Below are 25,726 nucleotides of genomic sequence, written 5' to 3' on the forward strand. Positions count from 1 at the left end.
CAGATTCTGAAAATCGTCATTTTGTTACGAAAACGTTAGCGCGGCAGCACTGCCCAATAGTCGAAATCTAGGATCACGCTCGGATCGTACTGGTCACCCGCCTTCAGCGGGTAGTCACCACAGGGCCGGTTCTTGGTCGCGACCAGCCGGAGTCGGAGCGCGCCGATATCGCTGCGCCCCGGAATCTCGGCGCTGCCCAGAACTTCGCTCCAGGCATAGACCGTGTCGCCGGCGAAGAGCGGCGCGACGTGGCGCCCGCCATTGATTGCGGCGATGTGGAAAGCATTGCCGAGCCCGTTGAAGGACAGCGCCCGCGCCAGGCTGATGACATGGCCGCCATAGATCAGGCGCTTGCCGAAGCGGGTCCCCTGCGCTGCATGGGCGTCGAAATGCACCCGCGCCGTGTTCTGGTAGAGCCTCGTGGCAAGCTGGTGCTCCGCCTCCTCGACGGTCATGCCGTCGACATGGTCGATCCGCTCGCCGACAGCATAGTCGGCCCAGCGGAAGGGCGAGCCGGCCAGCGCATCGTCGTAAGCCGCGAGTTCGATCCGGGGGCAGCCCTCGCCGAGCTGCTCCGGCAGCACGGCCTTGGCCAGCTCCGGCACCTGCTCGGCATGGGCCGGCGTGCCGGGCTCGCGCTTGCGCACCAGTACCCAGCGCGCATAGCTCAGCACGATCTCGCCGCGCTGGTTGCGGCCGATCGAGCGGACATAGACGATGCCGGCATCGCCCGCCGAGGTCTGCTTCAGCCCGATCACCTCGGAGGTGGTAGAGAGCGTATCACCCGGATAGACCGGTTTGAGGAAGCGCCCGTCGGCATAGCCGAGATTGGCGACAGCATTCAGCGAGACATCCGGCACGGTCTTGCCGAAGACGATGTGGAACACCAGAAGATCGTCGATCGGCGCGGTGGGATAGCCGATCGCGCTCGCGAAAGCGTCCGATGACTGCACAGCAAAGCGCGAGCCGTAGAGCGCCGAGTAGAGCGCGGCGTCGCCAGCCCGGACCGTGCGCGGCGTCGCATGGACGATGCTGTCGCCGAGGTGGAAATCCTCGAAGAAACGGCCGGAACTGGTCTTGGGGCTAGAGCCGGGCATATATCGCCTCCTGATCGCAGACGAGTTTGCGTTGCAACCAGGGGCGGCGTCCAGCCCCGACGAAAGCCGCAATGTCAGCTCACGATCGCAGCCAGCTTCGCCAAGTCGACATTCGCGCCGCAGACGAGAACGCCGAGCCGCTCACCCTTCGCCGGCTTGTAGGCGCCGCAGAGCAGCGCGCCCAGCGCCGCCGCCCCGCCGGGCTCGACCGCAAGGCGGAAATCGCGCCAGAGCAGCGCTTGCGCTTCCGTGATCGCCGCATCCGGCACCAGCGCCACATGATCGACGCTGTCCTTCGTCACGTCATAGACGAGCTGGCCGACATTGCGGGCGCCCAGCGAATCCGCCGCCACCGAGGCAACCTTGACCTCGACCGGCCCCTTCGCATCCAGCGCTGCCTGCAAGGCGCGCGAGCCTTCCGGCTCGACGCCGACGACCTTGACCTTGCTGCCCGCGAACCAGCTGGCGATACCTGAGATCAGGCCGCCGCCGCCGACCGCGACGAGCACGGTGTCGAGATCGGGCTCCTGCAAATCCCATTCACGGCCGAGCGTGCCCTGGCCGGCGATGGTCTCCGCGGCGGCGAAGGGATGAATCTTGAGCGCGCCGGTCTCCGCGACGAAACGGTCGCAGGCCGCCTGCGCGTCGTCATATTGCGCGCCGCCGACCACGACATCGGCACCGAAGCGCTTGATCGCCTCAATCTTGGCCGCAGGCGAGATCTCCGGCACGAAGATCGTCGCCTTCACGCCACGCTTCATCGCGGCATAGGCCACCGCCGCGCCATGGTTGCCGCCGGATGCCGCGGAGATGCCAGCCGGCGGCACCGGCAGCGAGAGCAGATTGTTGAAGGCGCCGCGCGTCTTGAACGAGCCGGCATGCTGCAGGCATTCGAGCTTGAGCGAGATATCCGCCGCGGAGCCGAAAGCGCCCGTGCCCAATCGCATCACGGGCGTGACGCGGGCATGGCCGGCGATGCGCCCCGCCGCTTCCTCGATCATCGGACGGGTGACGGGGCGTGCGCTCATGACGATATCCTGACGAGGCTCGGAGACCGGACGATAAGTCCAGATCGCAATCGGAAGTCCGTGGCTATCGCGTCCCGGCGGATCGGGGAAGGGCCGTCCGCGCCCAGCGGCAATGTGCCGGGCGACGACCAAGGCTGCCAGCGCGTCGAGCAGATCGTCAACGCCTGCCCCGCGCGGAGGGCGTGAGTTCGCCGCCTCGGCCGGAATGCCGGCCGCCATCAGCAGACCGCGGCGCTCGGCGAGCCCTTCGGGATTGACCACGCCCTTGATCTTCTTGGGGTGGAGTAGCGGCGCGCCTCGCATCGTCCGGAACGCAAGCTCGGGATGGATCTCGTATACGCGTTCGCGCAGACCGAACTCAGATCGCAGCAACCCGTCGATCTCACGGATCTTCGGGAACAGGTGAAAACCCTGTTTTGAGACCTTGCGCGGCGGGTCGGAGGCCGCGAAAGCCAGTGCGCACGCCTCCCAATAATCGGTCGCTTCGACCGCCCGACGCGCCGGGATCGAAAACACCGAGGATTGCCTGTCTCCCAGCAGCGCCCGCACAGCCTGCTCAGGCCCACGCCCGGAACCCTGCACCCGGTCCGGCAGGCCGATCGGCATGTCCACCGCGACCAGGCCCGGCACGATCTCGCCCGCGAACAGATCGGTAAAGCGCGGCACCACACGGACCACCGGCGCGGTCTTCCCGTCATCGGACGCGATGGCGACGATCCAACCACCCTTGCAGCCATCGACCCCGGCCAGCCACGCCATCCCCATTTCCTCCGCCTTTCGCAGCGCTGGCATTGCATCTGCGTTGGTCTACTGTGCAGCGCAGCACCAAAGCATTTTCAAGCGAAGTGGACCCCGGCTCGCGTGAAGAAATTGCAAGAGCTACAGCCGGCCCGTGTCAGGAGAGACCATGAGCACGATACGCCCCCGCCGCAGCGCCCTCTACATGCCCGGCTCGAACGCCCGCGCGCTCGAAAAGGCCCGCGAGATCGCGGCCGATGTGATGATCCTCGACCTCGAAGACGCTGTCGCCCCTGAGGCGAAAGCTGAAGCGCGCGCGCGCGTCTGCGCCGCGGTGAAGGCCGGCGGCTATGGCAGGCGCGAGCTGGTGATCCGCGTCAACGGCGTCGGGACACCCTGGTTCGCTGATGATCTCGCCGCCGCAGCCGAGGCCAAGCCGCAGGCGATCCTGATCCCGAAGGTCTCAAGCCCCGAGACGCTGCACGAGGTCGGCCATCAATTGAATGGTCTCTGGGCCGACGCCTCGATCGCCGTGTGGGCCATGATCGAGACGCCGCTCGCCATCCTGGATGTCGAGCGCATCGCCCGTGCCGCCCGCGATCCCGTGACGCGGCTCGCCTGTTTCGTGATGGGCACCAACGACCTCGCCAAGGAAACCCGTGCCCGCTTCGTGCCCGGCCGCGCGCCGATGCTGCCCTGGCTGACCAGCGCGCTGCTCGCTGCCCGCGCCCATGGCATCGACATCCTCGACGGCGTCTATAACGACATCAAGGACGAGGCCGGCTTCCTGGCCGAATGCAAGCAGGGCCGCGATCTCGGCTTCGACGGCCGCACCCTGATCCATCCCTCGCAGGTCACGGTGGCCAATGCGGTCTTCGCCCCCGACGAGACCGAGCTGACCAAGGCCCGCGCCGTCATCGCCGCTTTCGACTTGCCGGAGAATGCGGGCAAGGGCGCGATCCAGCTCGACGGCCGCATGGTCGAACTGCTGCATGCCGAGATGGCAAGGCGGACGGTGGCGCTGGCGGACGCGATCGCGGCCTGAGGGCTATCTCGCTTCCGGAAGGCGAGTGTCATCCCGTGCGCGTCGCGGCGCGAAGTGCCGCTGCGCAGACACGGGATCGCGTGACCGGCAGGCGCCCCTATCTGAAGACGGTCCCGCATCTGCGCAGCAGCACTGCGTGCCGCAGCGCGTGCGGGATGACACCCTTCGTCAACGCAGGTGACGGCTGCCGCAGGCACTCAGCCCTTCTTCTCTGCCTTCGCCCGGTCGATCGCCTCGACGATCAGCTTCTTGGCCATGGCGGCGTCGCCCCAGCCCTTGAGCTTCACCCACTTGCCCGGCTCCAGATCCTTGTAGTGCTCGAAGAAGTGCTGGATCTGGTCGAGCGTGATCTGCGGCAGATCGGTGTAGTTGTGCACGTTCTCGTAGCGCTTGGTCAGCTTCGGCACCGGCACGGCGATGATCTTCTCGTCGCCGCCGCCCTCGTCCTCCATCAGCATCACGCCGATCGGACGCACCGCGATATAAGAGCCGGGCACCAGCGGGCGCGTATTGGCGACCAGAACGTCGCAAGGGTCGCCGTCTTCCGAAAGCGTATGCGGGATGAAGCCGTAGTTTCCGGGATAGCGCATCGGCGTATAGAGGAAACGGTCGACGAAGAGCGTGCCGGCCTCCTTGTCCATCTCGTACTTGATCGGCTCGCCCCCGATCGCCACTTCGATCAGGACATTGACTTCTTCGGGCGGGTTCTTGCCGATGGAGATGGCGTCGATGCGCATGCTGGAACCTGTCGCTTGGGAATTTTGCCGGGCCTTATGCAAGTTCGCGGCGAAAAGTCCAACCCCTTCCGCCATGATTGGTCATCAGACGATTTGCGCAGGCGCGCCCGCGCTGCTATCCGGCGCCCCATGAACAGCCCCGAGATCAGGCCGTGCTGAGCCGCATGCGCCCCGACGAAGAGCGCTATGCCCGCCGCATGGCCCGCATCGCCCGCTGGGACCGGCCGATCGAAGGGCGCGGCCAGCGCCTGCGCGCCTGGGCCAATATGATCTTGGTCGACCACGGCATCTTCCGGCTCGCCTATCTCAATGCGCACCGCGTCACCCCGCGGCTCTGGCGCTCGGCCCAGCCGGCACCCGGCCAGATCGCGGCCTTCGCCCGAAAGGGCGTGAAAACCATCGTCAATCTGCGCGGCGGGCGTGAGCACGGCTCCTGGCCGCTACAGAAGGAAGCCTGCGAGCGCCACGGCATCCAACTCGTCGATTTCGTGCTGCGCTCGCGCGGCGCCCCGGACCGCAAGACCATTCTCGGCGCCAAGGCCTTCTTCGAGAGCCTCGACGAGCCCGCCCTGGTGCATTGCAAGTCCGGCGCCGATCGGGCCGGCTTCTTCTCGGCGCTCTATCTGCTCGTCCATGAAGGGCGTCCGCTCGACGAGGCCATGCGCCAGCTCGCGCTGCGCTACGGCCATTTCCGCTTCGCCAAGACCGGTATCCTCGACGCCTTTTTCGAGGCCTATCGCCGCGAGGGCGAAGTGAAGGGTATCCCCTTCCTGGATTGGGTCGCCACGATCTACGATCCCGAGCGGCTGGAGCGTGAGTTCAAGCCCGGGCTGTTCTCGTCGCTCATCGCCGACAGGCTGATCCGGCGCGAATAGCCCTCAGCGGGCCGCGCCTGATGCGGCGTAGCCGTTTGAAGGAGCCTCGGCGGGATCGTCGAGGTGCAGCCAGATGAAGACGGTATGCGTCAGCGTCCTCAGGATGGAAATGGCACCGATCGTCAGCAGCAGCTCCGGCGAGAGGGCACGGAACCACGCCATCGCCGCCACGATCGCGACGAGCGCGACACCATTGATCGCGACCTGCCAGAAGGGTTGGCGCGAGAGCGTTGCCACCTCCTGCAGCGGCCCAAGCACGGCGATGCCGATATAGAACGCCGCCAGCAACGCGACGACTTGGCCCAGGTCCTGCCATTTGGTGCCGACGAGCCAATGGTCGGCCACGAGCGCGGCGATGGCAACGGCACTGAACAGGGCCGTGGCACCGACCACTAGGCCAAGCGTTATGATCCGTGCCCAAAAGCGCCGGCGTGCGCCGGCATGGGTGCGCAGGCGGTTCAGCACGAGCGGGATCGAGACCGTGCCGAACATCTGGCTCGGCATGTCCAGGAGTCGCATCGACAGCGCGACCTGCGCCGCGAGCACGGTGTTGCTGGCATAGGGCAAGGCGAGCAGCGGCGCGATCGCAAATCCGTAGGCCAACAGCGCGGAAGGCAGCAATGCACGTGGCGCGTCCCGCCAGCGGAAGGCCGCCTGCACAAGGCTTTGCCGGGACCACAGCGCCGGTCGAACCAGCGCCGCGACGGCGTCGCGCCGGCGCCGTAGCAGATAGGCGGCCGCCAGGACATGCCCGAGCGCATCGGCCATGAACAGCGTGAGTGCCTTCGGCCCGAAAATCCCGATCAGGATCAGCATGATGACTGGCTGCACGACCGCCTGGACGACGTTACTGTTTCCGATGGCGCGAAAATCGCCTTCCGCCGTCGCCTCCGACCAGAGCAAGCGCAGCACCGAGCGCGCCGCCAGCGAGACCAGGAACAAGAAGGCGACTGCCGGTGCGACCCACCCGGTGACCGCAAGACCGATCAGCACAATGGTAGCGATGGTCAGGAAAGCCAGCCCGACGGCAGCGGCGAGCCGGAACGCAAGGCCGAGCCGCGCTCGGTCACTGTTCTGGAAGAACACTGCTTCCAGCCGCAGGAGCGAGGCGATCGAAACGAAGTTTGCAGCCGCGGAAAACACGGCAAAAGCGGCAAAAACGAAGGGCGGGCATAGGGCCGCCGCGATGATCAGGCCCCAGACCGAGATCAGGCGGGCCTGGACGAAGCGCAGGCCGAGCAGGACCGCCGAACCGAAGCTCGAACTTAGCGCCGGCACCCGCGCCGCCACGAAGCGACGCCCGGCCGCCAGCGTCATCGCCGGGCGGCCATGCGGCAGAAGGGCTCGTTCCATGGTGACATGCGCGGCCATATCGACCCCTGTCGTCGGACCGTTTGACGGCCTCTCGCCGGACAGGCGCATATCGTCGTCCAGGGATTCCTGGTCGCGAGATGCGGTCATGCGCAGCAGGCCTTCTGCCGCGAAGGCTGCGTCAACATGGTTAACGACTGGTAAATAGCGCTCATCGCCTTCATCGGTGGCCGCATCGCGCAGCCTCGTACCGCGCGATGCATGAACTGCCTACCGTGTCGTTTTTAGGGCTCAGGCGAAGGCCGTCTTGAGCGCTTCGAACCTCGCCAGCTGATCCGCCAGCAAGGCGCGCGCGGCATCGCGCCGCACGAAGACCTTGAACATCACCTCGCCGGCGCCGTTGAAGAACTGCACCGAGCAGGCGCGCCGGCCCTGCCCCGTCGAGCGGTCGACCAGATAGATCGCCCGGCAGTTCTCGGCCTTGATATGCCCACCGATGGGGCTGTCGCCATGAATATTATAGTAGCCATGGCCGAAGCTGCCGACCGGCAACGAGCCCTCGCATTCCAGCACGATGTCCGGCGTGTGCATCAGGAAGAGCACCGTTCCCCAGGTCGCGAGCTCCTTCCAGACGTCCTCGAAACGCTCGGGCGCCACAAGCTGCCGCTGTTCGGCTGGCAGGAGCTCAAGCACCGCGCGCGTCGAGACCTTGGCCTCGCGGGCGACGGCCTCGATCAGCCCGTCGGGCTTGGCGGCGAACAGGGAGCGCGCATGCTCCATCGGATCGCGCGCGATGGTGTCAGCGGTCGTCATCGGCTGAAGGCCTCACTCGGCCGCCTGGCGGGGCAGATGCGGATTGGTCTCGCTCAGCACGGTCTCGAAACCCTCGAACTCGGGATGGCCGAGATACATCGGTTTCGGTCGCGGCTGGCCGGCATTGCGATGCGACTCGCGGAACTGCTCGGACTTGGTCCAGACCGTGAAATCCTCCTTCGAGGCCCAGCTCGTATGGGAGGAATAGAGCGTGTGATCCTCCTTCTCCGGCCCCTTCAGCAGGTGGAAGGTCAGAAAGCCCGGCACCTCGTCGAGGCGGGTCTTGCGCGAGGACCAGACCGTCTCGAAGGCGGCTTCCTCGCCCTTGACGACCTTGAAGCGATTCATGGCGATGAACATCGGTAAACCCTGCATCTGACGCGCCGGAATTGGCGAGAACGAACGATTCCGGGCGATCGCCACCCCGCTCGACCGTCTCCAAAAGGAGGGTTCGACCCGGAAATGCGCATGAGCGACGACCGACTACCCGGCAGTATCGCCTGACGAGGCCGGCTGCGCTGTGGCGTTGCCCTTGACCCCTTGTAGTAAAGGCTAATATCAGCGTCAATAACACCATGAAGTAGATATTGTTTTGAATAATTATAAACAAGATCTACTTTGAATGGAATGATTTTAAACTGCATACAACCTTTTTGCTTGGGCATCTTTGGCGGTGAAATCCGCTCTCGCCCAAATGGAGTTGCGATATGTCTCGCTCGCGCATCACCCAAGCGCATCGCGGCCTCCGGCAGCCGAACCGCCGCGAGATAGCGGCAGCCCTCGCCCTGAGCGCGCTCGGTCTCGGGCTCCCCGCCACCCTGCCGGGCACGGCGCTGGCGCAGACGCCGGATCGCATCGTCGTCGCCGGCGGCGTCATCACCGAGGTGATCTATGCGCTCGGTCTGCAGGACCGCATCGTCGGCATCGACTCGACCAGCCAGTTCCCGCCGGAAGCGCTGAAGGAGAAGGCCAATGTCGGCTATGTCCGCGCCCTCTCGGCCGAGGGCGTGCTCTCGCTGAAGCCCTCGCTGATCATGCTGATCGACGGCGCAGGTCCGCCGGATGCGGTGTCGCTGCTCACCGAATCCGGCGTGAAGATCGCCCATATCCGTGACGGACTGACCCCGGAGGGCGTCACCACCAAGATCGCCGCGATCGGTGCCGCGATCGGCGCGGCCGCTCCCGCCGAGCGCCTGGCGGCGCAGACCAAGGCGCGCTTCGACGAGCTCGCGACCCTGCGCTCCGGCATCGCGAAGAAGAAACGCATCCTCTTCCTGCTCTCGCTGCAGAACGGGCGCGCCCTGGTTGGCGGCCGCAACAGCTCGGCCGATGGCATCATCACGCTCGCAGGCGGCATCAACGTCGCCGATGCGATCGAGGGCTACAAGCCGATGACCGATGAAGCGATCGCCGCCGCCGCGCCCGAGATGGTGCTGATGATGCGCAACAGCAGCGCCCACAACATCACGCCCGACGAGCTCTTCGCGATGCCTGCCTTCGCCCAGATTCCGGCGGCCGGCGAGAAGCGACTGGTCCATATGGATGGGCTCTACCTGCTCGGCTTCGGCCCCCGCACGCCGATGGCGGCCCGGGACCTGATGGCCGCGATTTATCCGGAAGCCGCCATCCCGCCGCTCAAGACCGCTGCCGCCCCGTGACCCTCGCGGCACCCACCCCGGCCGCGACCGCGACCCTGACGACGCTGATCGCGGGCCGGCGCCGCGCCGGCCTGCTCGCCGTCACCGGCCTCGCTCTGGCCTGCCTGTTCCTGACCATCGTCGCCATCGGCCAGGGCGCGATCCCGATCGCGCCCGGCCGCGTCGCCGAGATCCTGATGGCGCGCATCACGGGCGATACCAGCCTGCTCGAAGGGCGTGACGTCCTCGTCGTGCTCAATATTCGCCTGCCGCGCGTGCTGCTGGGCCTGCTCGTCGGCGCCGGCCTCGCCGTATCGGGCGCGCTGATGCAGGGGCTGTTCCGCAATCCGCTCGCCGATCCTGGCCTCGTCGGCGTGTCGAGCGGCGCCGGCCTTGCAGCGGCAGCCACGATCGTTCTCGGCGACCGCTTCCTCGCGGGCACCATGATGAAGCTGCCCTTCGCGGCCCTTCCGGTCGGCGCCTTCTGCGGTGGCTTGATCACGACGCTCGCGCTCTATCTCATCGCGACGCGTGGCGGCCGAACCTCGGTCGCGACCATGCTCCTTGCCGGCGTCGCGCTTGGCGCCATGGCGGGCGCCCTCACCGGCCTGTTTTCCTTCGTGTCGGACGATCGGCAGTTGCGCGACCTGACATTCTGGTCGCTGGGAAGCCTCGGCGGCGCAAGCTGGACGAAACTCTCCGTGGTCGCGCCGATCATCCTGCCGCTGCTCCTGCTGATGCCACTGCTGGCCCGCGGCCTGAACGGGCTGATGCTCGGCGAGGCCGAGGCCTATCATCTCGGCATCCCCGTACAGCGCATCAAGGCATTGGCGATCCTGCTGGTTGCGCTCGCCGTCGGCGCCAGCGTCGCCTCGGCCGGCATGGTAGGCTTCGTCGGCATCGTCGTGCCGCATCTGATCCGGCTCTCGGTCGGCCCGGATCACCGCCTGCTGCTGCCGCTCTCGGCGCTTGGCGGCGCAATGCTGCTGGTCGGCGCCGATATCGTCGCCCGCCTCATCGTCGTCCCGGCGGAATTGCCGATCGGCATCGTCACCGCCACGATCGGCGCGCCCTTCTTCCTCTGGTTGCTGCTCCGCCGCACGAGCCTGATCGATGTCTGAAGCGAATCCGATCCTCTCCGGCCATGGCGTCGGCTTTCTCGCGGGCGAGCGCCGGCTCGTCACAGACGCCAACCTTGAACTCGCCGGAGGCACGACGACAATCCTGATCGGCCCGAACGGCGCCGGCAAGTCGACCCTGCTCAAGCTCCTGACCGGGGAGATCAAGCCGGCCGGCGGCGAGATTCGCATCGCCGGCGAAGCGCTCGCGGCGGTTCCCGCCTGGCGCCTCGCCTGCCTGCGCGCGGTCATGGCCCAGCATGCCCGCCTCGCCTTCCCCTTCAGCGTCTACGAGGTGGCGAGCCTCGGCGTCGACGGCATCGGCCGGGCCCTGACGCGCCAGAGGCGCGAGGCGATCGTCGCCGAAAGCCTCGCGGCCGCCGGCGTGATCGACCTCGCCGGCCGGCGCTACCAGACGCTCTCGGGCGGCGAGCAGCAACGCGTCCAGTTCGCCCGCGTGCTCTGCCAGCTCGAAGCCGGCCGCAGCGTCGCCGAGCGGCAGGTGCTCTTCCTGGACGAGCCGATAGCCAGCCTCGATCTCTGCCACCAGCTCGCCTTGCTCGACATGTCCCGCAGCATTGCCGCGCGCGGCGTCGCGGTGCTGATCGTGCTGCACGACCTCAACCTCGCCGTGACCTATGCCGACCATCTCGTCGTGATGGACCAGGGCCACATCATCGCGCAGGGGCCGCCGGCGAAGACGCTGGACGACGCCCTTCTACGCCAGGTCTTCAAGGTCGACCTGACGCTGAGCCGCGCGCCGGCGCCTGGCCTGCCTTTCCTGCTGCCGCAACAGCACCGGGCCCGGCCGGCGGCCTGAAGCCCGGATTCACCGGCGATTCATCCTGAATCGCAGCTTCACCATATAGCTCAACCCGCGCTTCACAGCTTTCGCGTCACGACTCCCGCAATTTCGAGCGGGAGTTCCAGACATGTTCAGGCATATCGCCATCGCGACCCTTGCCCTGTCGGCCGCCATTCCGGTCGCGTTGCCGGCGCGGGCGCGCGAGATCGTCGGAATGCGCGACGGACGCTTCGATCCCGGCACCATCGTGATCCGCACCGGCGAGCGGAAGCTCTATTACGTCGTCTCTCCCGGCGAGGCGATCCGCTACACCATCGCCGTCGGCAAGGCCGGCAAGCAGTGGCGCGGCGTCAAATATGTCGAGGAACTGCAGATCGATCCGGCCTGGGCGCCACCGGCCGAGGTGAAGCGCGACAATCCCCGCCTGCCCGACGTCATCCCCGGCGGCTCGCCGCGCAACCCGATGGGCGCGCGCGTCATCGGCCTCGGGCCGGGCGGCGAATACGCCATTCACGGCACCAACATGCCGAACACCATCGGCACCGCCGCCTCCTATGGCTGTTTCCGCATGCACAACCAGGATGTGATCGACCTCTACGCACGCGTCCAGATGGGCACGCCGGTGGTCGTTCTGCCCTGAGGCCGAGGGCAACACGCGATCAGAGCGGCACGGGCGAAACCGGCGGCTTGCCGGCGAAGAAGGCCAGCAGGTTGGCGATCATGACATCCTGCTGCGCGGTCTGCGCCGAGTCCGAGGCGGCGGCGATATGCGGCGTCAGCACGATGTTGTCGAGCGCCTTCATCCGGTCGGAGACATGGGGCTCCTTCTCGTAGACGTCGAGCCCCGCGCCGGCGATCACCCCGGTCTCCAGCGCCGTGCACAGCGCGTCCTCGTCGACCGCGATGCCACGCGAGATATTGACCAGATGCCCGCGCGGCCCCAGAGCCGCGAGCACGGTCGCATTGACGGCATGGCGGTTCTCCGCACTGGCGCGAGCCGACACCACGAGCACATCGGCCCATTCGGCAAGGCCCAGCAGGCTGTCGTGATAGAGATAGGGCATCTCCGCGCGCCGGCTGCGGTTATGGTAGCCGATCTCCATCTCGAAGGCTTCGGCGCGGCGTGCGATGCGGCTGCCGATGGCGCCAAGCCCGTAAATACCGAGCTTGCGCCCGGCCAATCCCGGTACCGAGGCCATGCGCTGGACAGCATTGCCCTGCCAGCGCCCGGCCCGGACGAAGCGGTCGGCCTGCGGGATCTGCCGCGCCGTGGCCAGCAACAGCCCCATCGCGAATTCGGCGACGCCGGTCGCATTGGCATCCCCCGCATTGGCGAGCGTGATGCCCCGCGTCCTGGCATGCGCCCGGTCGACCCCCTCGATGCCCGTGCCGTAGCAGCAGATCAGCCGGAGCTTCGGCAGCGCATCGATCAGCGCCGCGTTGGTGCTGAGGCTGCCCATGGTCAGCAGCGCCTGCGCCTGCTCCGCTTCCGGAGGCAGCGATTCCGGCGTCGAATGCTCCATCGGCCCCAGCAGCGTGAAATGCTCCTCCAGCCGCGCGATCAGCGCGGCCGGCATGCGCGGCACCATCAGGATTGTCGGCTTCATCAGATCGCTCCAGCGGAAGCTGCATCGCAGCACCGCACCGGCCGTCGCTCAACCCATGCTGACATCGCCCCGGCCATCCCCCTCACGCATTCCCGCCTTCGACCAAAGATTGGCCCCGGCGGTTCCAAAAACCGGAAATCGCCCCGCTTTGCCCTCTCGCCGACCGCGCAGAACCGCGTTAACGTTCGCCCGCGACACGTAACCGCCCGTACTCCGGTGCGGGCCAGGAAGGGGCTACCAGATGGACCATCTCGCCGACGTGAAGAAATTCGCCAAGAAGCCGCTCAACGAAGCCGCCTTCGCCGGCATGACGAAATCCTACGCGCTCGTGATGGGCAAACCCGATACCCGCTACGTCGCCTGCACCGATCCGGCCGAACTCGACCGCGTCCGCGAGAACTTCCTGAAGAAGAAGCTCGGCCTGAAGTCCGGCGATCTCGACGGTTCGATCAAATCGGTCTGCGAGCACATGAAGGCCGACAAGACCAAATCCCGCCTGACCTTCTACTATCTGCTGGCAGAGCATCACGGAAAGCTCGATCTCTTCGTCAAGAAGTAAGCCTCGGCGCGGCACAGCGCCGGACGATCTCCCTCAAGACAGCATGACATGGCAGGCCGGCGTTCATGCCGGCCCTGGTTCCGCTCAGGAGCGGTAGAGATCAGCGCGCGTCAGCGGCAGGCCGGAGGGGCCCTTGCGCCGCTTCGAGACCAGCGTCTGGTTGATCAGCGCCCCGCCACGCTCGAAGGCGAGCGAACAGCCCGCCAGGTAGAGCAGCCACATCCGCGTGCGCTCGGGCCCGATCTCGGCCTCGGCCTTGTCCTTGTTGGCCTCGAGGCGCTCCCACCACAGCCGCGTCGTGCGCTGGTAATGCTCGCGCCAGCCCTCGACATCATGGACCTCGAAGCCATGGCGCTCGAGATTGGTGATCGACATGCCCAAATGATCGAGCTCGCCGCCCGGGAAGATGTAGCGCACCAGTGCGCGATACTCCGCCGGCATCTTGTTGAAGGCTTTCTCGGTCTTCTTGGCGCGGCGCGAGATGGTGTGGTGCAGGTAGAGGCCACGCGGCCGGAGCAGCCGGTTCACCGTGCGGAAATAGGTCGGGTAGTTGCGGATGCCGACCTGCTCGAACATGCCGATTGAGGAGATCTTGTCGAACTCGCCTTCCATCTGCGTGTAGTCGCGCAGGTGCAGCGTCACCTTGTCCTGCAGGCCCCAGCGCTCGACCTTCTCGCGCGCATATTTCAGCTGCTCCTCGGCCAGCGTCACGCCATGGGCCTCGACGCCGTAATAGCGGGCGGCATGGCAGACCAGCGCGCCCCAGCCGCAGCCGATATCGAGAAAGCGGTCGCCGGGCTGCAAGCGCAGCTTCCGGCAGATCATGTCGAGCTTGTCCTGCTGCGCCCGGCCGATATCGCCGTGGTCCTCGGTGAAATAGGCGCAGGTGTAGACCATCTCCTCGTCGAGGAAGAGCCGATAGAAATCGTTCGAGACGTCGTAATGATAGGCGACATTCGCCTTGTTCGTCGTCGGATCGCCGTCGCGTGCGATCTCGTCGCCCTTGCGATGGCTGACCGCAGCCGCGGCCTTGCCCGGCGCGAAGAGGAAGCGGCGGACGAAATCGAACACCGCGCCCTTAGGGATGTTGCGCGCGAGCTTGCCGATCCTGCCCTCAGGCCGCGCCGCCGCGAGATCGAAGATCGAGCCGTTCAGGATCGAGATGCGGTCGGCGATATGCAGATGGAGCACGGTGTCGAGCTTCGGCTTGCGCATCAGCGCCGCCATCACGCCGGCATCGGCGATGCCGATGGCGAGCCCATCCGCCGGCCAGGCACTCGGCACCATGCTGCCGTCCCAGAGCCGGAAGCCGAGCTTCAGGCCGAGTTTCTCATGCGCCTCGGCGAGAAGGCGGCGCAGGGCCGCAAGGCGCTTGTCGTTGCTGTCCATGAGGCGAATCCGCTGCTGTCCGGCTGCTCTTTGGACGCACGAGCACAAATTGGCAATGTTATGGGGAATCCGGTGCGGACCCGCCGTCAGAAGTCGCTGGCGATGCCCTTCACTTCCCAGTCGTCGTAGCGCACCGGCTCCAGCCCGCCACGGCCGTTGACCTCGCGCTGCTTCGCGACCTCGGCAGCATGGGCGTCGATCGCGGCGCGGCGCACAGCCGCCTCAGCCAGCGCACGCTGCGCGGCGGAGGACAGAACCTTGGGCTCGGCAGCCACCACCGGCCTGTCCTGATCGGTCTTCTCGGGCATCTCAGCGCGTTTCCTTGCAGGATTCTCTTGCAGGATCGGGTTTCCCCTCACCACATAGGGCCGAAAGCTCGCAGATGCGAGGGCTTGCGCGAATAGGCGCCAGAGAAGGGAATTCGATGAACTACGTGCGCACCGGCATGTTGATGGCGGGCCTGACGGCGCTGTTCGGCGCGGTCGGCTATCTCATCGGCGGCGGGGGCGGCATGCTGATGGCGCTCGGCTTCGCGGCCATGACCAATCTCTTCAGCTACTGGAATTCCGACCGCCTGGCGCTCGCCGCCCAGAATGCCCAGGAGGTCGACGAGCGCACGGCACCCGAGCTTTACGGCATGGTGCGCGATCTCGCGGCCCGCGCGAACATGCCGATGCCGCGCGTCTACCTGATCAACGAGGACCAGCCCAACGCCTTCGCCACCGGCCGCAACCCCGAAAACGCAGCGGTGGCGGCGACCACCGGCATCCTGCGCACGCTGACCTATGAGGAACTGGCCGGCGTGATGGCGCACGAGCTCGCGCATATCAAGAACCACGACACGCTGACCATGACGATCACCGCGACCTTCGCCGGCGCGATCTCCTCGCTCGTCACTTTCGGCATGTTCTTGGGCTCGCGCGACAACCGCCCGAACTTCGTCGTCCAGATCCTGCTCTCGATCCTCGCCCCGATGGCCGCCGCACTGATCCAGATGGCTATCTCGCGCTCGCGCGAATACGAGGCTGACCGTCTCGGCGGTCAGATCTGCGGTAATCCGGTCTGGTTGGCTGATGCGCTCGCCAAGATCGCGGCCGGCGTCCAGCACATCCCGAACGAGACAGCCGAGGCCAAGCCTGCTACGGCGCACATGTTCATCATCAATCCCCTGACCGGCGGCGGCATGGATAATCTGTTTTCGACACACCCCGACACCGGCAATCGCATCGCCGCCCTGATGGAACAGGCGCGCGCTCTCGGCATCATCAGCGGCAATGCCGGCGCCGGATTCACCGCCCAGGCCGCCAACAACCCCTGGGGCAGCGCCCCGCACCAGCCGGGCCCGTGGGGCTGAGATGGCAGATCACTCCTCCACACACCGTCCGCCCCAGCCGGACGCTCCGAAGCTCGACGATGCCCCGGGCCTGCCAGCCCGCCGGCTCGCCGCCGCCGTCATCGACGAGGTGCTGCGCGCCCGCGTCGCGCTCGATGAAACCCTGGAGCGGATGCTGCCTGAATCCGGGCTCGACGCAGCCGATGCGAGCCTTGCGCGCGCCATCGCGGTCACCGCCTTCCGCCGGCTCGGTACGATCCAGCAGGCTATCGACGCGCGGCTCGACCGCGGCAGCCCGCGCAAATCCGGGCCGTTCGAGCCCATCATGACAGCCGCGGCCGCGCAGATCCTCTTCCTCGACGTGCCCGACCATGCCGCCGTCGATATCGCCATCCGGCAATTGCACGAGGATCCGCGCTCGGCCCGCTATGCCGCGCTCGGCAATGCCGTGCTGCGCCGCCTCGCCCGCGAGCGCGACGCGGTCCTCGCCGAAGCACAGGCCGAAGTCTTCGGCGATACGCCCGAATGGCTGGTCGAGAGCTGGTGCACCGCCTATGGCGAGGACACCGCCGCCGCGATCGCGCAGAGCCATCGCGAGGAGCCGCCGCTCGACCTTTCCGTCAAGGCCGATCCCGCCGGCTGGGCGGAAAAGCTCGATGGCATCGCCTTGCCGATCGGCTCGGTGCGCTTGCGCGAGCGTCAGGCCATCGCCGGCCTGCAAGGCTTCGACGAAGGCGCGTGGTGGGTGCAGGACGCCGCCGCCGCCTTGCCGGTGAAGCTGCTGGCGCCGATGGCCGGCGAGCGCATTGCCGATCTCTGTGCCGCCCCCGGCGGCAAGACCGCGCAGATTGCCGCGACCGGCGCCCAGGTCACCGCGCTCGACCGCTCCGGCCCGCGCCTGCGTCGGCTCAAGGCCAATCTCGCCCGGCTCGGACTCACCGCCGAGGTCGTCACCGCCGATGCAGTGACCTGGAAGGCCGAGCTTTTCGACGCCGTGCTGCTCGACGCCCCCTGCAGCGCGACCGGCACGATCCGCCGCCACCCCGATGTCGCATGGACGAAGCTGCCCGAGGATCGCGACCGGCTGGCTGCCCTGCAGGCGCGCCTGTTCGATGCCGCTGCCGCGTTGACCAAGCCCCGCGGGCGCCTCGTCTACTGCACCTGTTCGCTCGAGCCGCAGGAAGGCGAGGAGCAGACCGAAGCCTTCCTTGCGCGCAATCCCCAGTTTCGTCGCGAGCCCGTTCGCGCAGAGGAAATCGGCGGTTTGGCGGACGCGATCGATGCGAACGGCGATATCCGCACCCTTCCGCACCAGTTGCAGGGCGAATCCCCGCGTCTTTCGGGATGGGCGGGATTTTACGCAACCCGCCTGATCAGGCTATGACGGGACCGGGATTCGCGCGGCGCACCGCCGCGCCCGGTGACGGAGCGTACGGGGGATTTGAGCGGCTGGTCTGAGCGACGGGGATTGGCCCAGGCCGCGATCGGACGGGCGGCGCGGCGGACCCGTGGCCAGTTCGTCGGCGCCATCCGCAAGCTCTGGCCTTTCGGCCGCGGCAACGCCACTCGCCTGCTCTTCGCTCCGCACGACCTGCGCACCGCCGACCCGATGACGGCCAGCGATTTCTACGCGGGCTATTACGCTTTTGCCGGGCGCACCCTGCGCAGCCACGGTGAATCGCCGTTCGACGCGACGCCGCCGAGCGATGCCTGGGCAGAGGGACTCTACGGTTTCGGCTGGCTGCGCCACATGCGCGCCGCCGACACGGCGATCGCCCGCGCCAATGCCCGCAGCCTGGTCGAGGATTTCATTGTCCGGCGGCGCGACCGTCACGACATTGCCCGGCGCCCGGCCGTGATGGCGCGCCGGCTGATCTCCTTCCTGTCGCATTCTCCGCTGCTGCTGGAAGGGGCCGACCACGCCTTCTACGAGCGCTATCTGCGTCATGTCTCGCGCCTCACCGACCGGGTCAGCCTGGCGCTGGCCGGGGCCGTCGAAGGCGCCGACCGGTTGAACGGCCTGATCGCCATCGCCTTCGCCGCGATCTGCCTGGACGGGCAGGACGGCCGCCGGCGCAGGATCGAGATTCTGCTCTCCGAGGAATTGACCGAGCAGATCCTGCCCGATGGCGGCCATCTCTCGCGCAATCCACGCCTGCTGATCGAGTTCCTGCTCGATCTCCTGCCCCTGCGCGAGACCTTCGCCGCTCGCGGCCTCGAGCCGCCGCGCGGCGTGCTGACCGCGATCGAGCGGATGATGCCGCATTTGCGCCTGTTCCGGCATGGCGACGGCGCGCTCGCCCTGTTCAACGGCATGGGCACGACGCCGCCCGACCTGATGGCGACACTCGCCGCCTATGACGATGCGCGCGGCCGCCCGACCGAGCACGCCGCTTATTCCGGCTATGACCGCCTCTCGGCCGAGCGCAGCATCGTCGTCACCGATGCCGGTCCGCCCCCGCGCGGCGCCTATTCGGTCGAGGCCCATGCCGGCTGCCTCGCCTTCGAGTTTTCCAGCGGCCCGCAGCGCATCATCGTCAATTGCGGCGCCAGCCGCTTCGGCCTGCCTGAATTGAAGCTCGCCGCGCGCAGCACCGCCGCCCATTCCACCCTCGTCCTCGATGATCGCTCCAGTGCGAATTTCGGCATGGTGCTGGGCGAGATGCGCGTCGTCGCCGGCCCGCGCGATGTCCGTGTCGCCCGCCAGGATGGCGCGGAAGGCCCGGAATGGGTCGCCAGCCATGACGGCTATCGCCGCAGCCTCGGCGCCACCCATACCCGCCGCCTGACGCTGGCGCGCGACGGCGCGGCGCTCGCCGGCGAGGACGAGGTCGCGGTGACCGGCACGCGCACGGAACTCCCCGCTGCCCTGCGCTTCCATCTCCACCCGAATGTCCGCGCCAGTCTCGTCCGGGAAGGCACCGGCGCATTGCTGGCGCTGGCCTCGGGCGAAGTCTGGAGCTTCGAGGCCGGTGGGCTGACGATCGCCATCGAGGAGAGCATTTTCCTCGCCGGCTCCGACGGCAGGCGCCGCACCGAGCAGATCGTCGTCGCCTTCGATGCCGTGGCGACATCGCGCGTCGCCTGGCGCCTCAATCGCATCAGCGCCGCCAATCCCCGCGCGAGCAGAACGATCGCCGACGTGATCGCCGAGCGCGAGGCCATGGAACCCGCGCCCGACGCGTGACGGTTCTGCGACGGTGGCTTTTGCCTTTTGCAGCGCAGCATGATAGCCCGCGCGCGTCTGCCGAAAACTGCCTCCCTGCAATCAAAGCCGGACCTGACCCCGATGCCGAATGAGCTTCGCCGCGTCGAACGCGCGCTCCTTTCCGTTTCCGACAAGACGGGGCTGATCGATTTCGCGCGCGCCCTCCACAAGCTCGGCATCGCGCTGGTCTCGACCGGCGGCACCGCCAAGGCGATCGCCGAGGCCGGCCTGCCGGTCTCGGACGTCTCCGACCTCACCGGCTTCCCCGAGATGATGGACGGCCGGGTCAAGACCCTGCATCCGAAGGTCCATGGCGGCCTGCTCGCCATCCGCTCACATCCCGAGCATCAGGCCTCGATGCTCGGCCACGGCATCCAGCCGATCGACCTGCTCGTCGTGAACCTCTATCCGTTCGAGGCGACCGTCGCTGCCGGCAAGGCCTATGACGACTGCATCGAGAACATCGATATCGGCGGCCCCGCGATGATCCGCGCCGCCGCCAAGAACCATCACGACGTCGCCGTCGTGGTCGAGCCGGCAGACTACCCTTCCGTCCTCGCCGATCTCGAGGCCCAGAAGGGCGCGACGACGCTGACGCTGCGCCGCAAGCTCGCGCAGAAGGCCTATGCCCGCACCGCGGCCTATGACGCCGCGATCTCGAACTGGTTCGCCAATGAGCTGGGCGATACCGCCCCGGCCTTCCGCGCGCTCGGCGGCGCGCTTGCCGAGACGATGCGCTATGGCGAGAACCCGCATCAATGGGCCGCCTTCTACCGCACGCCGGAGAACCGCCCGGGCGTCTCGACCGCCCGCCAGGTCCAGGGCAAGCAGCTCTCCTACAACAACATCAACGACACCGACGCCGCCTTCGAATGCGTCGCCGAGTTCGCGCCGGAGGCCTCAGCCGCCTGCGTCATCGTCAAGCACGCCAACCCCTGCGGCGTCGCCGCCGACGGCTCGCTGCTCGAAGCTTATGAGCGCGCGCTGGCCTGCGACCCGGTCTCGGCCTTCGGCGGCATCGTCGCGCTGAACCGCAAGCTCGACGCCGCCGCGGCGAAGAAGATCGTCGAGATCTTCACCGAGGTCATCATCGCCCCGGATGCCGACGAGGAGGCGATCGCCATGATCGCCGCCAAGAAGAACCTGCGCCTGCTGCTCACCGGCGGCCTGCCGGATGTCCGCGCGCCGGGCCTGTCCTTGCGCACCGTCTCCGGCGGCTTCCTCGCCCAGTCGCGCGACAACGCCGTCGTCGACGACATGGAGCTCAAGGTCGTGACCAAGCGCCAGCCGAGCGAGCGCGAGCTTGCCGACCTGCGCTTCGCCTTCCGCGTCGCCAAGCACGTCAAGTCGAACGCGATCGTCTACGCCAGGGACCTCGCCACCGTCGGCATCGGCGCCGGCCAGATGAGCCGCGTCGATTCCTCGCGCATCGCCGCCTGGAAGGCCGCCGAAGCGGCGAAAGCGGCCGGTGTCGCCGAAAGCCTGGCCAAGGGCTCGGTCGTCGCCTCCGACGCCTTCTTCCCCTTCGCCGACGGCCTGCTGGCCGCGGCCGAAGCCGGCGCCACCGCGGTGATCCAGCCGGGCGGCTCGATGCGCGACGACGAGGTCATCAAGGCGGCCGACGAAGCCGGCCTCGCCATGGTCTTCACCGGTCACCGCCACTTCCGCCATTGACGGCGGCACGGGCCACAGGACACCCTCGCTGACAAGGCTGCGCGCGAAGCCACGCGGCAGGGGACAGGGGTCTGCATGGCGAAAGCTCACAAGCCCGGCGCGCTGCTCAGGGAGCGCGTCGAACACCAGCATGCGAGGGTCAGCTATGTTGAGCTGTTTTTCGATCTGGTCTTCGTCTTCGCGATCACCCAGATCTCGCATACGCTGCTCGAGCATTTCAGCGTGCTCGGGCTCGCCCAGGCTGCCTTCCTGCTCGGCGCCGTCTGGTGGATCTGGATCTATACGAGCTGGGTGACGAACTGGCTCGATCCCGAGCGCCCGCCGGTCCGGATCCTGCTCTTCGTCCTGATGTTCCTCGGACTGGTGATGTCCTGTGCATTGCCCGAGGCCTTCGGCGCGAACGGCCTCGCCTTCGCCGGCGCCTACGTCACCGCCCAGCTTCTCCGCTCGATCTTCACGATGGCGAGCCTCAGGGACGCCTCGCCCGCCAACTACCGCAACTTCCAGCGCATCACGATCTGGCTCACCTGCTCGGGCGTTTTCTGGATCGCCGGCGGCTTGAGCGAAGGCCCTTTGCGCTTCGCGCTCTGGCTGATTGCGCTCGGCATCGAATATGCCGGCCCGGCCGTCGGCTTCCGTGTCCTGGGCCTCGGACGCTCGCTCACCAGCGACTGGAATGTCGAAGGCGGCCATCTCGCCGAGCGCTGCGCCCTCTTCATCATCATCGCGCTCGGCGAATCCGTGATCATGACCGGCGCAACTGCCGCGAAGCTGCCCCCGACAGCCGTCAATCTCACCGCCTTCCTCAATGCCTTCCTGAGCACGGTCGCGATGTGGTGGGTCTATTTCCATATCGGCGCCGAGCGGGCGAGCCAGCATATCGCCCATTCGGAAGACCCCGGCCGGATCGCGCGGATCGCCTATACCTATCTCCATGTCCTGCTGGTCGCCGGCATCATCCTCGTGGCCGTCGGCGACGAACTGGTGATCGCGCATCCCACCGGCCATACCGACGGCCGGACGGCCATCGCGGTGCTCGCCGGCCCGGCCTTCTATTTGCTCGGCAACCTGCTGTTCAAACGCATCACGGCCGGCTGGTATCCGCTCTCCCATCTCGTCGGCCTCGGCCTGCTCGCCGTGCTCACGCCCGCCTGGACGGTGCTACCGCCGCTCGGCTTCAGCCTGGCCGCGACTGCGATCCTGATCCTCGTCGCCGCATGGGAAGCGATCTCGCTGCGGACGAAGGAGGCCTGAACCATGCATACCGTCAAGGTCATCGGCATCGGCTTCGCCCTGCTCGGCATCCTGCTCGTCCTGGCACCGCGCCTCGCGATCTCGGCAGGCCGGCCGATCCCCTTCGCCGTGAAGCTCTTCCTGCCTCTCTGGTTCGCGGGCGCGCTGATCAATCTCTGGATCGGCGTCGCCCGGGCCGGCTATACCGTCATCGAGGAAGCCCCGATCTTCCTCGTCGTCTTCGGCGTGCCGGCGATCGCCAGCCTGCTGATCCTGTTTCTGACCTCGCGAATTGCCCGATGAGCCTCGAATCCGTCCGCGCCTTCTTCGCCGAGCATGCTCCCGACATCGCCGTCATCGTGACGCCTGAGAGCAGCGCGACCGTGCCGCTCGCCGCGGCGGCCCATGGCGTCGAGCCCGGCCAGATCGCCAAGACGCTCTCCTTGCGCATCGGCGAGGAGGTTGTCCTGGTCGTCACACGCGGCGATGCCAGACTCGACAACAAGAAGGCCAAGGCCGCGCTCGGCGGCAAGCCGCGCATGTTGGGCCAGGAAGAGGTCGAGGCCCTGACCGGCCACCCCGTCGGCGGCGTCTGCCCTTTCGGCCTCGCGACGCCGCTCAAGGTCTATTGCGATATCTCGCTCAAGGCCTTCGACATCGTCGTGCCCGCAGCAGGCTCGACCCATAGCGCGCTGCGTATCGCGCCTGAGCGTATGGCCGTGCTGACCCAAGCCGCATGGGTCGATACCTGCCAGGAAGCGGCGCAGGAAGCCGCAGCGGCCGAGTAAAGCCTAGCCCTTCGTCCGTGCGATCAGTTCCATCGCAGCAGTGGGATTGCGCACCTTGTCGCCGCTGATGACATAGAGAAACACGTCCCGCTTCTCGGCCTTCGCCGCCGGCCCGACCGGTTCCAAACCCTCCGGCACGCCGCCTTCAGCCCAGGTCCGGGCAGCCTTGGCCCAGCGATCGAGGCCAGCCTCGGCATAGCCCTTCGGCTCGGCCTGCTTGGTCCCCATGATCCGCGCATAGACGAAGGGCGCCGTGACATCGGCGATCTGCGTGTAGTCCGCATCGGCCGAGGTGATCGCCGCCACGCCATAGCCGCGGAGCAGCGCGACAAAATCCGGCGAGCGGAAGCTGTCATGCCGGACCTCGACGGCATGGCGCAGCGTGATTCCGTCCAGCTCCTTAGGCAGCAGCTTGAGGAAGGCCTCGAAATCGACGGGATCGAACTGCTTCGTCGGCATGAACTGCCAGTTGATCGGCCCGAGCTTGTGCTTGAGCTCGGTCAGGCCGCTGGACAGGAATTTCTCGACCGAAGGGCCTGCTTCCGCCAACACCCGCCGGTTCGTGCAGAAACGCGAGCCCTTGAGCGCGAACACGAAATCGTCAGGCGTCTCCTCGCGCCATTTGGCGAAGCTCTCCGGCTTCTGCGAGCCGTAATAAGTGCCGTTGATCTCGATCGATGTGAGCTTGCTCGCGGCATATTCCAGCTCGCGCTTCTGCGGCAGCCCGTCCGGATAGAACGCCCCGCGCCAGGGCTCGAACACCCAGCCGCCAATGCCGATATGAATCCTGCCTGCCGCGGTCATGCGCCCGGTTCCTTGTTGCGATGCGGAAGAGATACTGGCGTCGCAATGCGTATTCCGCCACCCGGTTTCGGGGAGCCTGTACCCTGTCAGGCTAATCGCAGCGGCGACTGGGGCTTGTCAGGAGCGGGATCTCGGCCTCCTGATTTTCTGCGCTGGTGTCTGCGGCGGGTGTCCAGAGCGACGAAGCCCGCCGCTGTTGCGACGGGCTTTTTATTTGGTTGCGGGGGCAGGCAACCACCGATACCCACATTTGCGGCGGATAACGATCTGACGGTCTATTCGAGGCAAACCGCCCTCTCTCTGGAGAAGAAGACCGGGCAGACGCAAAGCGTCGGAGAACAAGGCCGCGGCCCTATAGCGCGCTCAACAGTTTCTCTGGCCATCCGGTTCTTTGCGCCTCCCCTTGGGACTGCGGTCGATCGCGCTAACGCTCGAACAGACCATCGAAGATCAGGCGAATATCCGCCGACAGGTCGGCTCGAAGTTCGGCGCCGTCGACATCGAAAACCTGCGTCGCCCGTTTTCCGATATCGTATGGCAGCCAGACTGCAGCGCCAGCGGCGTGAACGAATGTCGTGATCATCTCGTGCATGCCGCCGTTGCCGGGGACCGCCACCGTCCCATACGGGCCCGGCCGGTTCCAGATCAGTCCCAGATCCGCAACATGGGGTGCCCAGCCAGCGAAGGGCCCGGCCGCGAGCGGCCGGTCGTTGCGGTAGAACCAGGTCGGGTTCCCCGACATACGATGGGCATCGGCAAGCCGGATCGACGGCAGTTCATACGCCTCCGCCGTAAGCAGCCTCAGGCGCCGTGCGCCAGCCGACACGCCGGGCCATAGCTGCACGGCGCGCTCCTCGGCTTGCGCCATGATGTCGGGCTCCAGATGTGCCAGCAGCCGGCCGTCCCAGATCGCCGCCGGATCGCCGTCGCCTTGCGGCATTTCGATAAGGAAAGGCGCTGCCTCGTCGCGCGCCGTCCCGATCAGCAGCGGCACGGGGTGGCGAGGCAACAGCCGTGGCGCCTGCGGCAGGAATATTCCGTCGGCCACGGCGCGAAAGGGATGGCGCCGTGTCTCGCTCCGGCCCAGCCGCTCTTGCAGGGCAATGAGGGCGACAGCGGAAAGCTCCTGAAGGGCGCGTGCGCTCCCGGCAAGGGCCAACATCCTTTCGGCCACCGCGTCCGCCGTTTGCAGGCTATGGACGGTGTCACCGCCGCCCGAGCTTGAAAACGCCGCATGGAACAAGCCGGCCGCCTCGGGCGCGGCCAGAAGGGCCGCGACGTTCTTCGCGCCGGCCGACTCGCCACCGATCGTGACGCGGCCGGGATCACCGCCGAAGACCGCTATGGTCTGCCGGACCCAGGCGAGCGCGGCGAGGATGTCCCGCAAGGCATTGTTGCCGCTGCCGCGGAATTCCTCGCCGAAGATGCGCCCGCCCTCGAGAAAGCCGAGCAGGCCGAGCCGATGGCCGATCGTGACACACGTGATGCCGGCCTGGGCGAAGGCCGTGCCGTCATAGACCGGCCGGCTCGTCCCTCCGACGGCCTGGCCTCCGCCATGCAGCCAGACCAGCACCGGATGCGGCCCGGCCCCGGCCGGCGACCAGATGTTGAGGTAGAGACAATCCTCGCTCGTCGGCACGGCGGGCATGGCGTCGGGATCGCCGGGATAGAAGCCCGGATCGGCCGGTTGCGGCGCCGCCGGCGCGAAGCTCAGCGCCTCGCGCAGGCCGGTCCAGGGCGCAAGCGGCTGCGGCGGACGGAAACGCAAGGGGCCGATCGGGGCTGCGGCATAAGGCACCCCCTTGAATTGCCGGATTCCGTCGAAGACCGCGCCGCGCAGCCGGCCGTGGGGCGTATCGACAATGAGAGGTTGGTCGGGGAGCGCGGCTGCGGATGGATCGGGAGACATGGGTACGGAGATGTCGCG

25 protein-coding genes are annotated in these 25,726 nt (G+C 67.2%); 14 read left to right on the forward strand and 11 right to left on the reverse strand.

Annotation, left to right across the window (positions count from 1 at the left end):
• Positions 1 to 35: 35 nt before the first annotated feature.
• Positions 36 to 1,097 carry a MaoC family dehydratase gene (locus Q0Q36_RS02250; RefSeq protein ID WP_293795218.1) on the reverse strand — a complete coding sequence of 354 codons (1,062 nt, stop codon included), beginning with the start codon at positions 1,095 to 1,097 and terminating at the stop codon, positions 36 to 38.
• A gap of 74 nt (positions 1,098 to 1,171) precedes the next feature.
• Positions 1,172 to 2,884 carry a serine/threonine dehydratase gene (locus Q0Q36_RS25080; RefSeq protein WP_367187150.1) on the reverse strand — a complete coding sequence of 571 codons (1,713 nt, stop codon included), beginning with the start codon at positions 2,882 to 2,884 and terminating at the stop codon, positions 1,172 to 1,174.
• A 148-nt stretch (positions 2,885 to 3,032) separates the two neighbouring features.
• Here Q0Q36_RS25080 and Q0Q36_RS02265 point away from each other — a divergent pair, with 148 nt between their 5' ends.
• Positions 3,033 to 3,908: a CoA ester lyase gene (locus Q0Q36_RS02265; protein ID WP_293795219.1), complete on the forward strand. Its 876-nt coding sequence runs from the start codon at positions 3,033 to 3,035 to the stop codon at positions 3,906 to 3,908.
• Positions 3,909 to 4,105: 197 nt separating this feature from the next.
• Here Q0Q36_RS02265 and ppa read toward each other — a convergent pair whose 3' ends face one another.
• Complete coding sequence (gene ppa, locus Q0Q36_RS02270; RefSeq protein WP_293795220.1) at positions 4,106 to 4,645, reverse strand: inorganic diphosphatase; 540 nt, start codon at positions 4,643 to 4,645, stop codon at positions 4,106 to 4,108.
• Positions 4,646 to 4,797: 152 nt separating this feature from the next.
• Here ppa and Q0Q36_RS02275 point away from each other — a divergent pair, with 152 nt between their 5' ends.
• The gene (locus tag Q0Q36_RS02275; RefSeq protein WP_293795221.1) at positions 4,798 to 5,520 is read left to right on the forward strand and encodes a sulfur transferase domain-containing protein; all 723 of its coding nucleotides are present in this window, start codon (positions 4,798 to 4,800) and stop codon (positions 5,518 to 5,520) included.
• A 3-nt stretch (positions 5,521 to 5,523) separates the two neighbouring features.
• Here Q0Q36_RS02275 and Q0Q36_RS02280 read toward each other — a convergent pair whose 3' ends face one another.
• The 3 genes from Q0Q36_RS02280 to Q0Q36_RS02290 all read right to left on the reverse strand — a co-directional run bounded on the left by Q0Q36_RS02280 (position 5,524) and on the right by Q0Q36_RS02290 (position 8,004).
• Positions 5,524 to 6,981, reverse strand: coding sequence for a hypothetical protein (locus Q0Q36_RS02280; protein WP_293795222.1), 1,458 nt, complete (start codon positions 6,979 to 6,981; stop codon positions 5,524 to 5,526).
• 141 nt (positions 6,982 to 7,122) lie between these two features.
• Complete coding sequence (gene hutX / locus Q0Q36_RS02285) at positions 7,123 to 7,644, reverse strand: heme utilization cystosolic carrier protein HutX (RefSeq protein WP_293795223.1); 522 nt, start codon at positions 7,642 to 7,644, stop codon at positions 7,123 to 7,125.
• A 12-nt stretch (positions 7,645 to 7,656) separates the two neighbouring features.
• Positions 7,657 to 8,004, reverse strand: coding sequence for an antibiotic biosynthesis monooxygenase (locus Q0Q36_RS02290; protein ID WP_293795313.1), 348 nt, complete (start codon positions 8,002 to 8,004; stop codon positions 7,657 to 7,659).
• Between the two features lie 347 nt (positions 8,005 to 8,351).
• Here Q0Q36_RS02290 and Q0Q36_RS02295 point away from each other — a divergent pair, with 347 nt between their 5' ends.
• From Q0Q36_RS02295 to Q0Q36_RS02310, 4 genes are all read left to right on the forward strand, one after another.
• Positions 8,352 to 9,302 (forward strand): hemin ABC transporter substrate-binding protein, encoded by a 951-nt coding sequence (locus Q0Q36_RS02295; protein WP_293795224.1) that lies wholly within the window; start codon positions 8,352 to 8,354, stop codon positions 9,300 to 9,302.
• Between the two features lie 71 nt (positions 9,303 to 9,373).
• A complete protein-coding gene (locus Q0Q36_RS02300; protein WP_293795314.1) occupies positions 9,374 to 10,402 on the forward strand; it encodes an iron chelate uptake ABC transporter family permease subunit in 1,029 nt (342 codons plus the stop codon).
• On the forward strand, positions 10,395 to 11,219 hold the full coding sequence (locus Q0Q36_RS02305; protein ID WP_293795225.1) for a heme ABC transporter ATP-binding protein: 825 nt from the start codon (positions 10,395 to 10,397) through the stop codon (positions 11,217 to 11,219). Before Q0Q36_RS02300 ends, Q0Q36_RS02305 begins: the two co-directional genes overlap by 8 nt.
• 112 nt (positions 11,220 to 11,331) lie before the next feature.
• Positions 11,332 to 11,844, forward strand: coding sequence for a L,D-transpeptidase (locus tag Q0Q36_RS02310; RefSeq protein ID WP_293795226.1), 513 nt, complete (start codon positions 11,332 to 11,334; stop codon positions 11,842 to 11,844).
• A gap of 19 nt (positions 11,845 to 11,863) precedes the next feature.
• Here Q0Q36_RS02310 and Q0Q36_RS02315 read toward each other — a convergent pair whose 3' ends face one another.
• Positions 11,864 to 12,811 (reverse strand): 2-hydroxyacid dehydrogenase, encoded by a 948-nt coding sequence (locus Q0Q36_RS02315; protein ID WP_293795227.1) that lies wholly within the window; start codon positions 12,809 to 12,811, stop codon positions 11,864 to 11,866.
• A 241-nt stretch (positions 12,812 to 13,052) separates the two neighbouring features.
• Between Q0Q36_RS02315 and Q0Q36_RS02320 the strand changes: the two genes are divergently transcribed.
• Entirely contained in the window at positions 13,053 to 13,370 is a 318-nt protein-coding gene (locus Q0Q36_RS02320; protein ID WP_265056921.1) for a DUF2853 family protein, read from the forward strand.
• Between the two features lie 84 nt (positions 13,371 to 13,454).
• Here the strand turns inward: Q0Q36_RS02320 and Q0Q36_RS02325 are convergent, their stop codons facing one another.
• On the reverse strand, positions 13,455 to 14,759 hold the full coding sequence (locus Q0Q36_RS02325) for a class I SAM-dependent methyltransferase (protein ID WP_293795228.1): 1,305 nt from the start codon (positions 14,757 to 14,759) through the stop codon (positions 13,455 to 13,457).
• Positions 14,760 to 14,845: 86 nt separating this feature from the next.
• Positions 14,846 to 15,067, reverse strand: coding sequence for a DUF1674 domain-containing protein (locus Q0Q36_RS02330; protein WP_293795229.1), 222 nt, complete (start codon positions 15,065 to 15,067; stop codon positions 14,846 to 14,848).
• A gap of 116 nt (positions 15,068 to 15,183) precedes the next feature.
• Here Q0Q36_RS02330 and htpX point away from each other — a divergent pair, with 116 nt between their 5' ends.
• From htpX to Q0Q36_RS02365, 7 genes are all read left to right on the forward strand, one after another.
• Complete coding sequence (htpX, locus tag Q0Q36_RS02335; protein ID WP_293795230.1) at positions 15,184 to 16,113, forward strand: zinc metalloprotease HtpX; 930 nt, start codon at positions 15,184 to 15,186, stop codon at positions 16,111 to 16,113.
• A 1-nt stretch (position 16,114) separates the two neighbouring features.
• On the forward strand, positions 16,115 to 17,476 hold the full coding sequence (locus tag Q0Q36_RS02340) for an RsmB/NOP family class I SAM-dependent RNA methyltransferase (protein ID WP_293795231.1): 1,362 nt from the start codon (positions 16,115 to 16,117) through the stop codon (positions 17,474 to 17,476).
• A gap of 84 nt (positions 17,477 to 17,560) precedes the next feature.
• Positions 17,561 to 19,279 (forward strand): heparinase II/III family protein, encoded by a 1,719-nt coding sequence (locus Q0Q36_RS02345; protein WP_293795233.1) that lies wholly within the window; start codon positions 17,561 to 17,563, stop codon positions 19,277 to 19,279.
• Positions 19,280 to 19,381: 102 nt separating this feature from the next.
• Positions 19,382 to 20,974: a bifunctional phosphoribosylaminoimidazolecarboxamide formyltransferase/IMP cyclohydrolase gene (purH, locus tag Q0Q36_RS02350; RefSeq protein WP_293795234.1), complete on the forward strand. Its 1,593-nt coding sequence runs from the start codon at positions 19,382 to 19,384 to the stop codon at positions 20,972 to 20,974.
• A 75-nt stretch (positions 20,975 to 21,049) separates the two neighbouring features.
• Entirely contained in the window at positions 21,050 to 22,228 is a 1,179-nt protein-coding gene (locus Q0Q36_RS02355; protein ID WP_293795236.1) for a low temperature requirement protein A, read from the forward strand.
• A gap of 3 nt (positions 22,229 to 22,231) precedes the next feature.
• Positions 22,232 to 22,510 (forward strand): hypothetical protein, encoded by a 279-nt coding sequence (locus Q0Q36_RS02360; protein WP_293795238.1) that lies wholly within the window; start codon positions 22,232 to 22,234, stop codon positions 22,508 to 22,510.
• Positions 22,507 to 22,995, forward strand: coding sequence for a YbaK/EbsC family protein (locus Q0Q36_RS02365; RefSeq protein WP_293795239.1), 489 nt, complete (start codon positions 22,507 to 22,509; stop codon positions 22,993 to 22,995). Before Q0Q36_RS02360 ends, Q0Q36_RS02365 begins: the two co-directional genes overlap by 4 nt.
• Positions 22,996 to 22,998: 3 nt before the next feature.
• On the opposite strand, the gene Q0Q36_RS02370 is transcribed toward Q0Q36_RS02365, so the two are convergent.
• Complete coding sequence (locus Q0Q36_RS02370) at positions 22,999 to 23,799, reverse strand: DUF72 domain-containing protein (RefSeq protein ID WP_293795240.1); 801 nt, start codon at positions 23,797 to 23,799, stop codon at positions 22,999 to 23,001.
• Between the two features lie 424 nt (positions 23,800 to 24,223).
• Positions 24,224 to 25,708, reverse strand: coding sequence for a carboxylesterase family protein (locus Q0Q36_RS02375; RefSeq protein ID WP_293795242.1), 1,485 nt, complete (start codon positions 25,706 to 25,708; stop codon positions 24,224 to 24,226).
• Positions 25,709 to 25,726 lie beyond the last annotated feature (18 nt).

Source organism: uncultured Allobosea sp. (genome assembly GCF_945957345.1).
Lineage (GTDB): Bacteria > Pseudomonadota > Alphaproteobacteria > Rhizobiales > Beijerinckiaceae > Allobosea.

Bases quoted from the DNA above. Each gene is read 5' to 3' on its own strand.
- Q0Q36_RS02250 (WP_293795218.1), bottom strand. From the start codon at position 1,097: ATGCCCGGCTCTAGCCCCAAGACCAGTTCCGGCCGTTTCTTCGAGGAT.
- Q0Q36_RS25080 (WP_367187150.1), bottom strand. From the start codon at position 2,884: ATGGCGTGGCTGGCCGGGGTCGATGGCTGCAAGGGTGGTTGGATCGTC.
- Q0Q36_RS02265 (WP_293795219.1), top strand. From the start codon at position 3,033: ATGAGCACGATACGCCCCCGCCGCAGCGCCCTCTACATGCCCGGCTCG.
- ppa (WP_293795220.1), bottom strand. From the start codon at position 4,645: ATGCGCATCGACGCCATCTCCATCGGCAAGAACCCGCCCGAAGAAGTC.
- Q0Q36_RS02280 (WP_293795222.1), bottom strand. From the start codon at position 6,981: ATGACCGCATCTCGCGACCAGGAATCCCTGGACGACGATATGCGCCTG.
- hutX (WP_293795223.1), bottom strand. From the start codon at position 7,644: ATGACGACCGCTGACACCATCGCGCGCGATCCGATGGAGCATGCGCGC.
- Q0Q36_RS02290 (WP_293795313.1), bottom strand. From the start codon at position 8,004: ATGTTCATCGCCATGAATCGCTTCAAGGTCGTCAAGGGCGAGGAAGCC.
- Q0Q36_RS02295 (WP_293795224.1), top strand. From the start codon at position 8,352: ATGTCTCGCTCGCGCATCACCCAAGCGCATCGCGGCCTCCGGCAGCCG.
- Q0Q36_RS02305 (WP_293795225.1), top strand. From the start codon at position 10,395: ATGTCTGAAGCGAATCCGATCCTCTCCGGCCATGGCGTCGGCTTTCTC.
- Q0Q36_RS02310 (WP_293795226.1), top strand. From the start codon at position 11,332: ATGTTCAGGCATATCGCCATCGCGACCCTTGCCCTGTCGGCCGCCATT.
- Q0Q36_RS02315 (WP_293795227.1), bottom strand. From the start codon at position 12,811: ATGAAGCCGACAATCCTGATGGTGCCGCGCATGCCGGCCGCGCTGATC.
- Q0Q36_RS02320 (WP_265056921.1), top strand. From the start codon at position 13,053: ATGGACCATCTCGCCGACGTGAAGAAATTCGCCAAGAAGCCGCTCAAC.
- Q0Q36_RS02325 (WP_293795228.1), bottom strand. From the start codon at position 14,759: ATGGACAGCAACGACAAGCGCCTTGCGGCCCTGCGCCGCCTTCTCGCC.
- Q0Q36_RS02330 (WP_293795229.1), bottom strand. From the start codon at position 15,067: ATGCCCGAGAAGACCGATCAGGACAGGCCGGTGGTGGCTGCCGAGCCC.
- htpX (WP_293795230.1), top strand. From the start codon at position 15,184: ATGAACTACGTGCGCACCGGCATGTTGATGGCGGGCCTGACGGCGCTG.
- Q0Q36_RS02340 (WP_293795231.1), top strand. From the start codon at position 16,115: ATGGCAGATCACTCCTCCACACACCGTCCGCCCCAGCCGGACGCTCCG.
- purH (WP_293795234.1), top strand. From the start codon at position 19,382: ATGCCGAATGAGCTTCGCCGCGTCGAACGCGCGCTCCTTTCCGTTTCC.
- Q0Q36_RS02355 (WP_293795236.1), top strand. From the start codon at position 21,050: ATGGCGAAAGCTCACAAGCCCGGCGCGCTGCTCAGGGAGCGCGTCGAA.
- Q0Q36_RS02360 (WP_293795238.1), top strand. From the start codon at position 22,232: ATGCATACCGTCAAGGTCATCGGCATCGGCTTCGCCCTGCTCGGCATC.
- Q0Q36_RS02365 (WP_293795239.1), top strand. From the start codon at position 22,507: ATGAGCCTCGAATCCGTCCGCGCCTTCTTCGCCGAGCATGCTCCCGAC.
- Q0Q36_RS02370 (WP_293795240.1), bottom strand. From the start codon at position 23,799: ATGACCGCGGCAGGCAGGATTCATATCGGCATTGGCGGCTGGGTGTTC.
- Q0Q36_RS02375 (WP_293795242.1), bottom strand. From the start codon at position 25,708: ATGTCTCCCGATCCATCCGCAGCCGCGCTCCCCGACCAACCTCTCATT.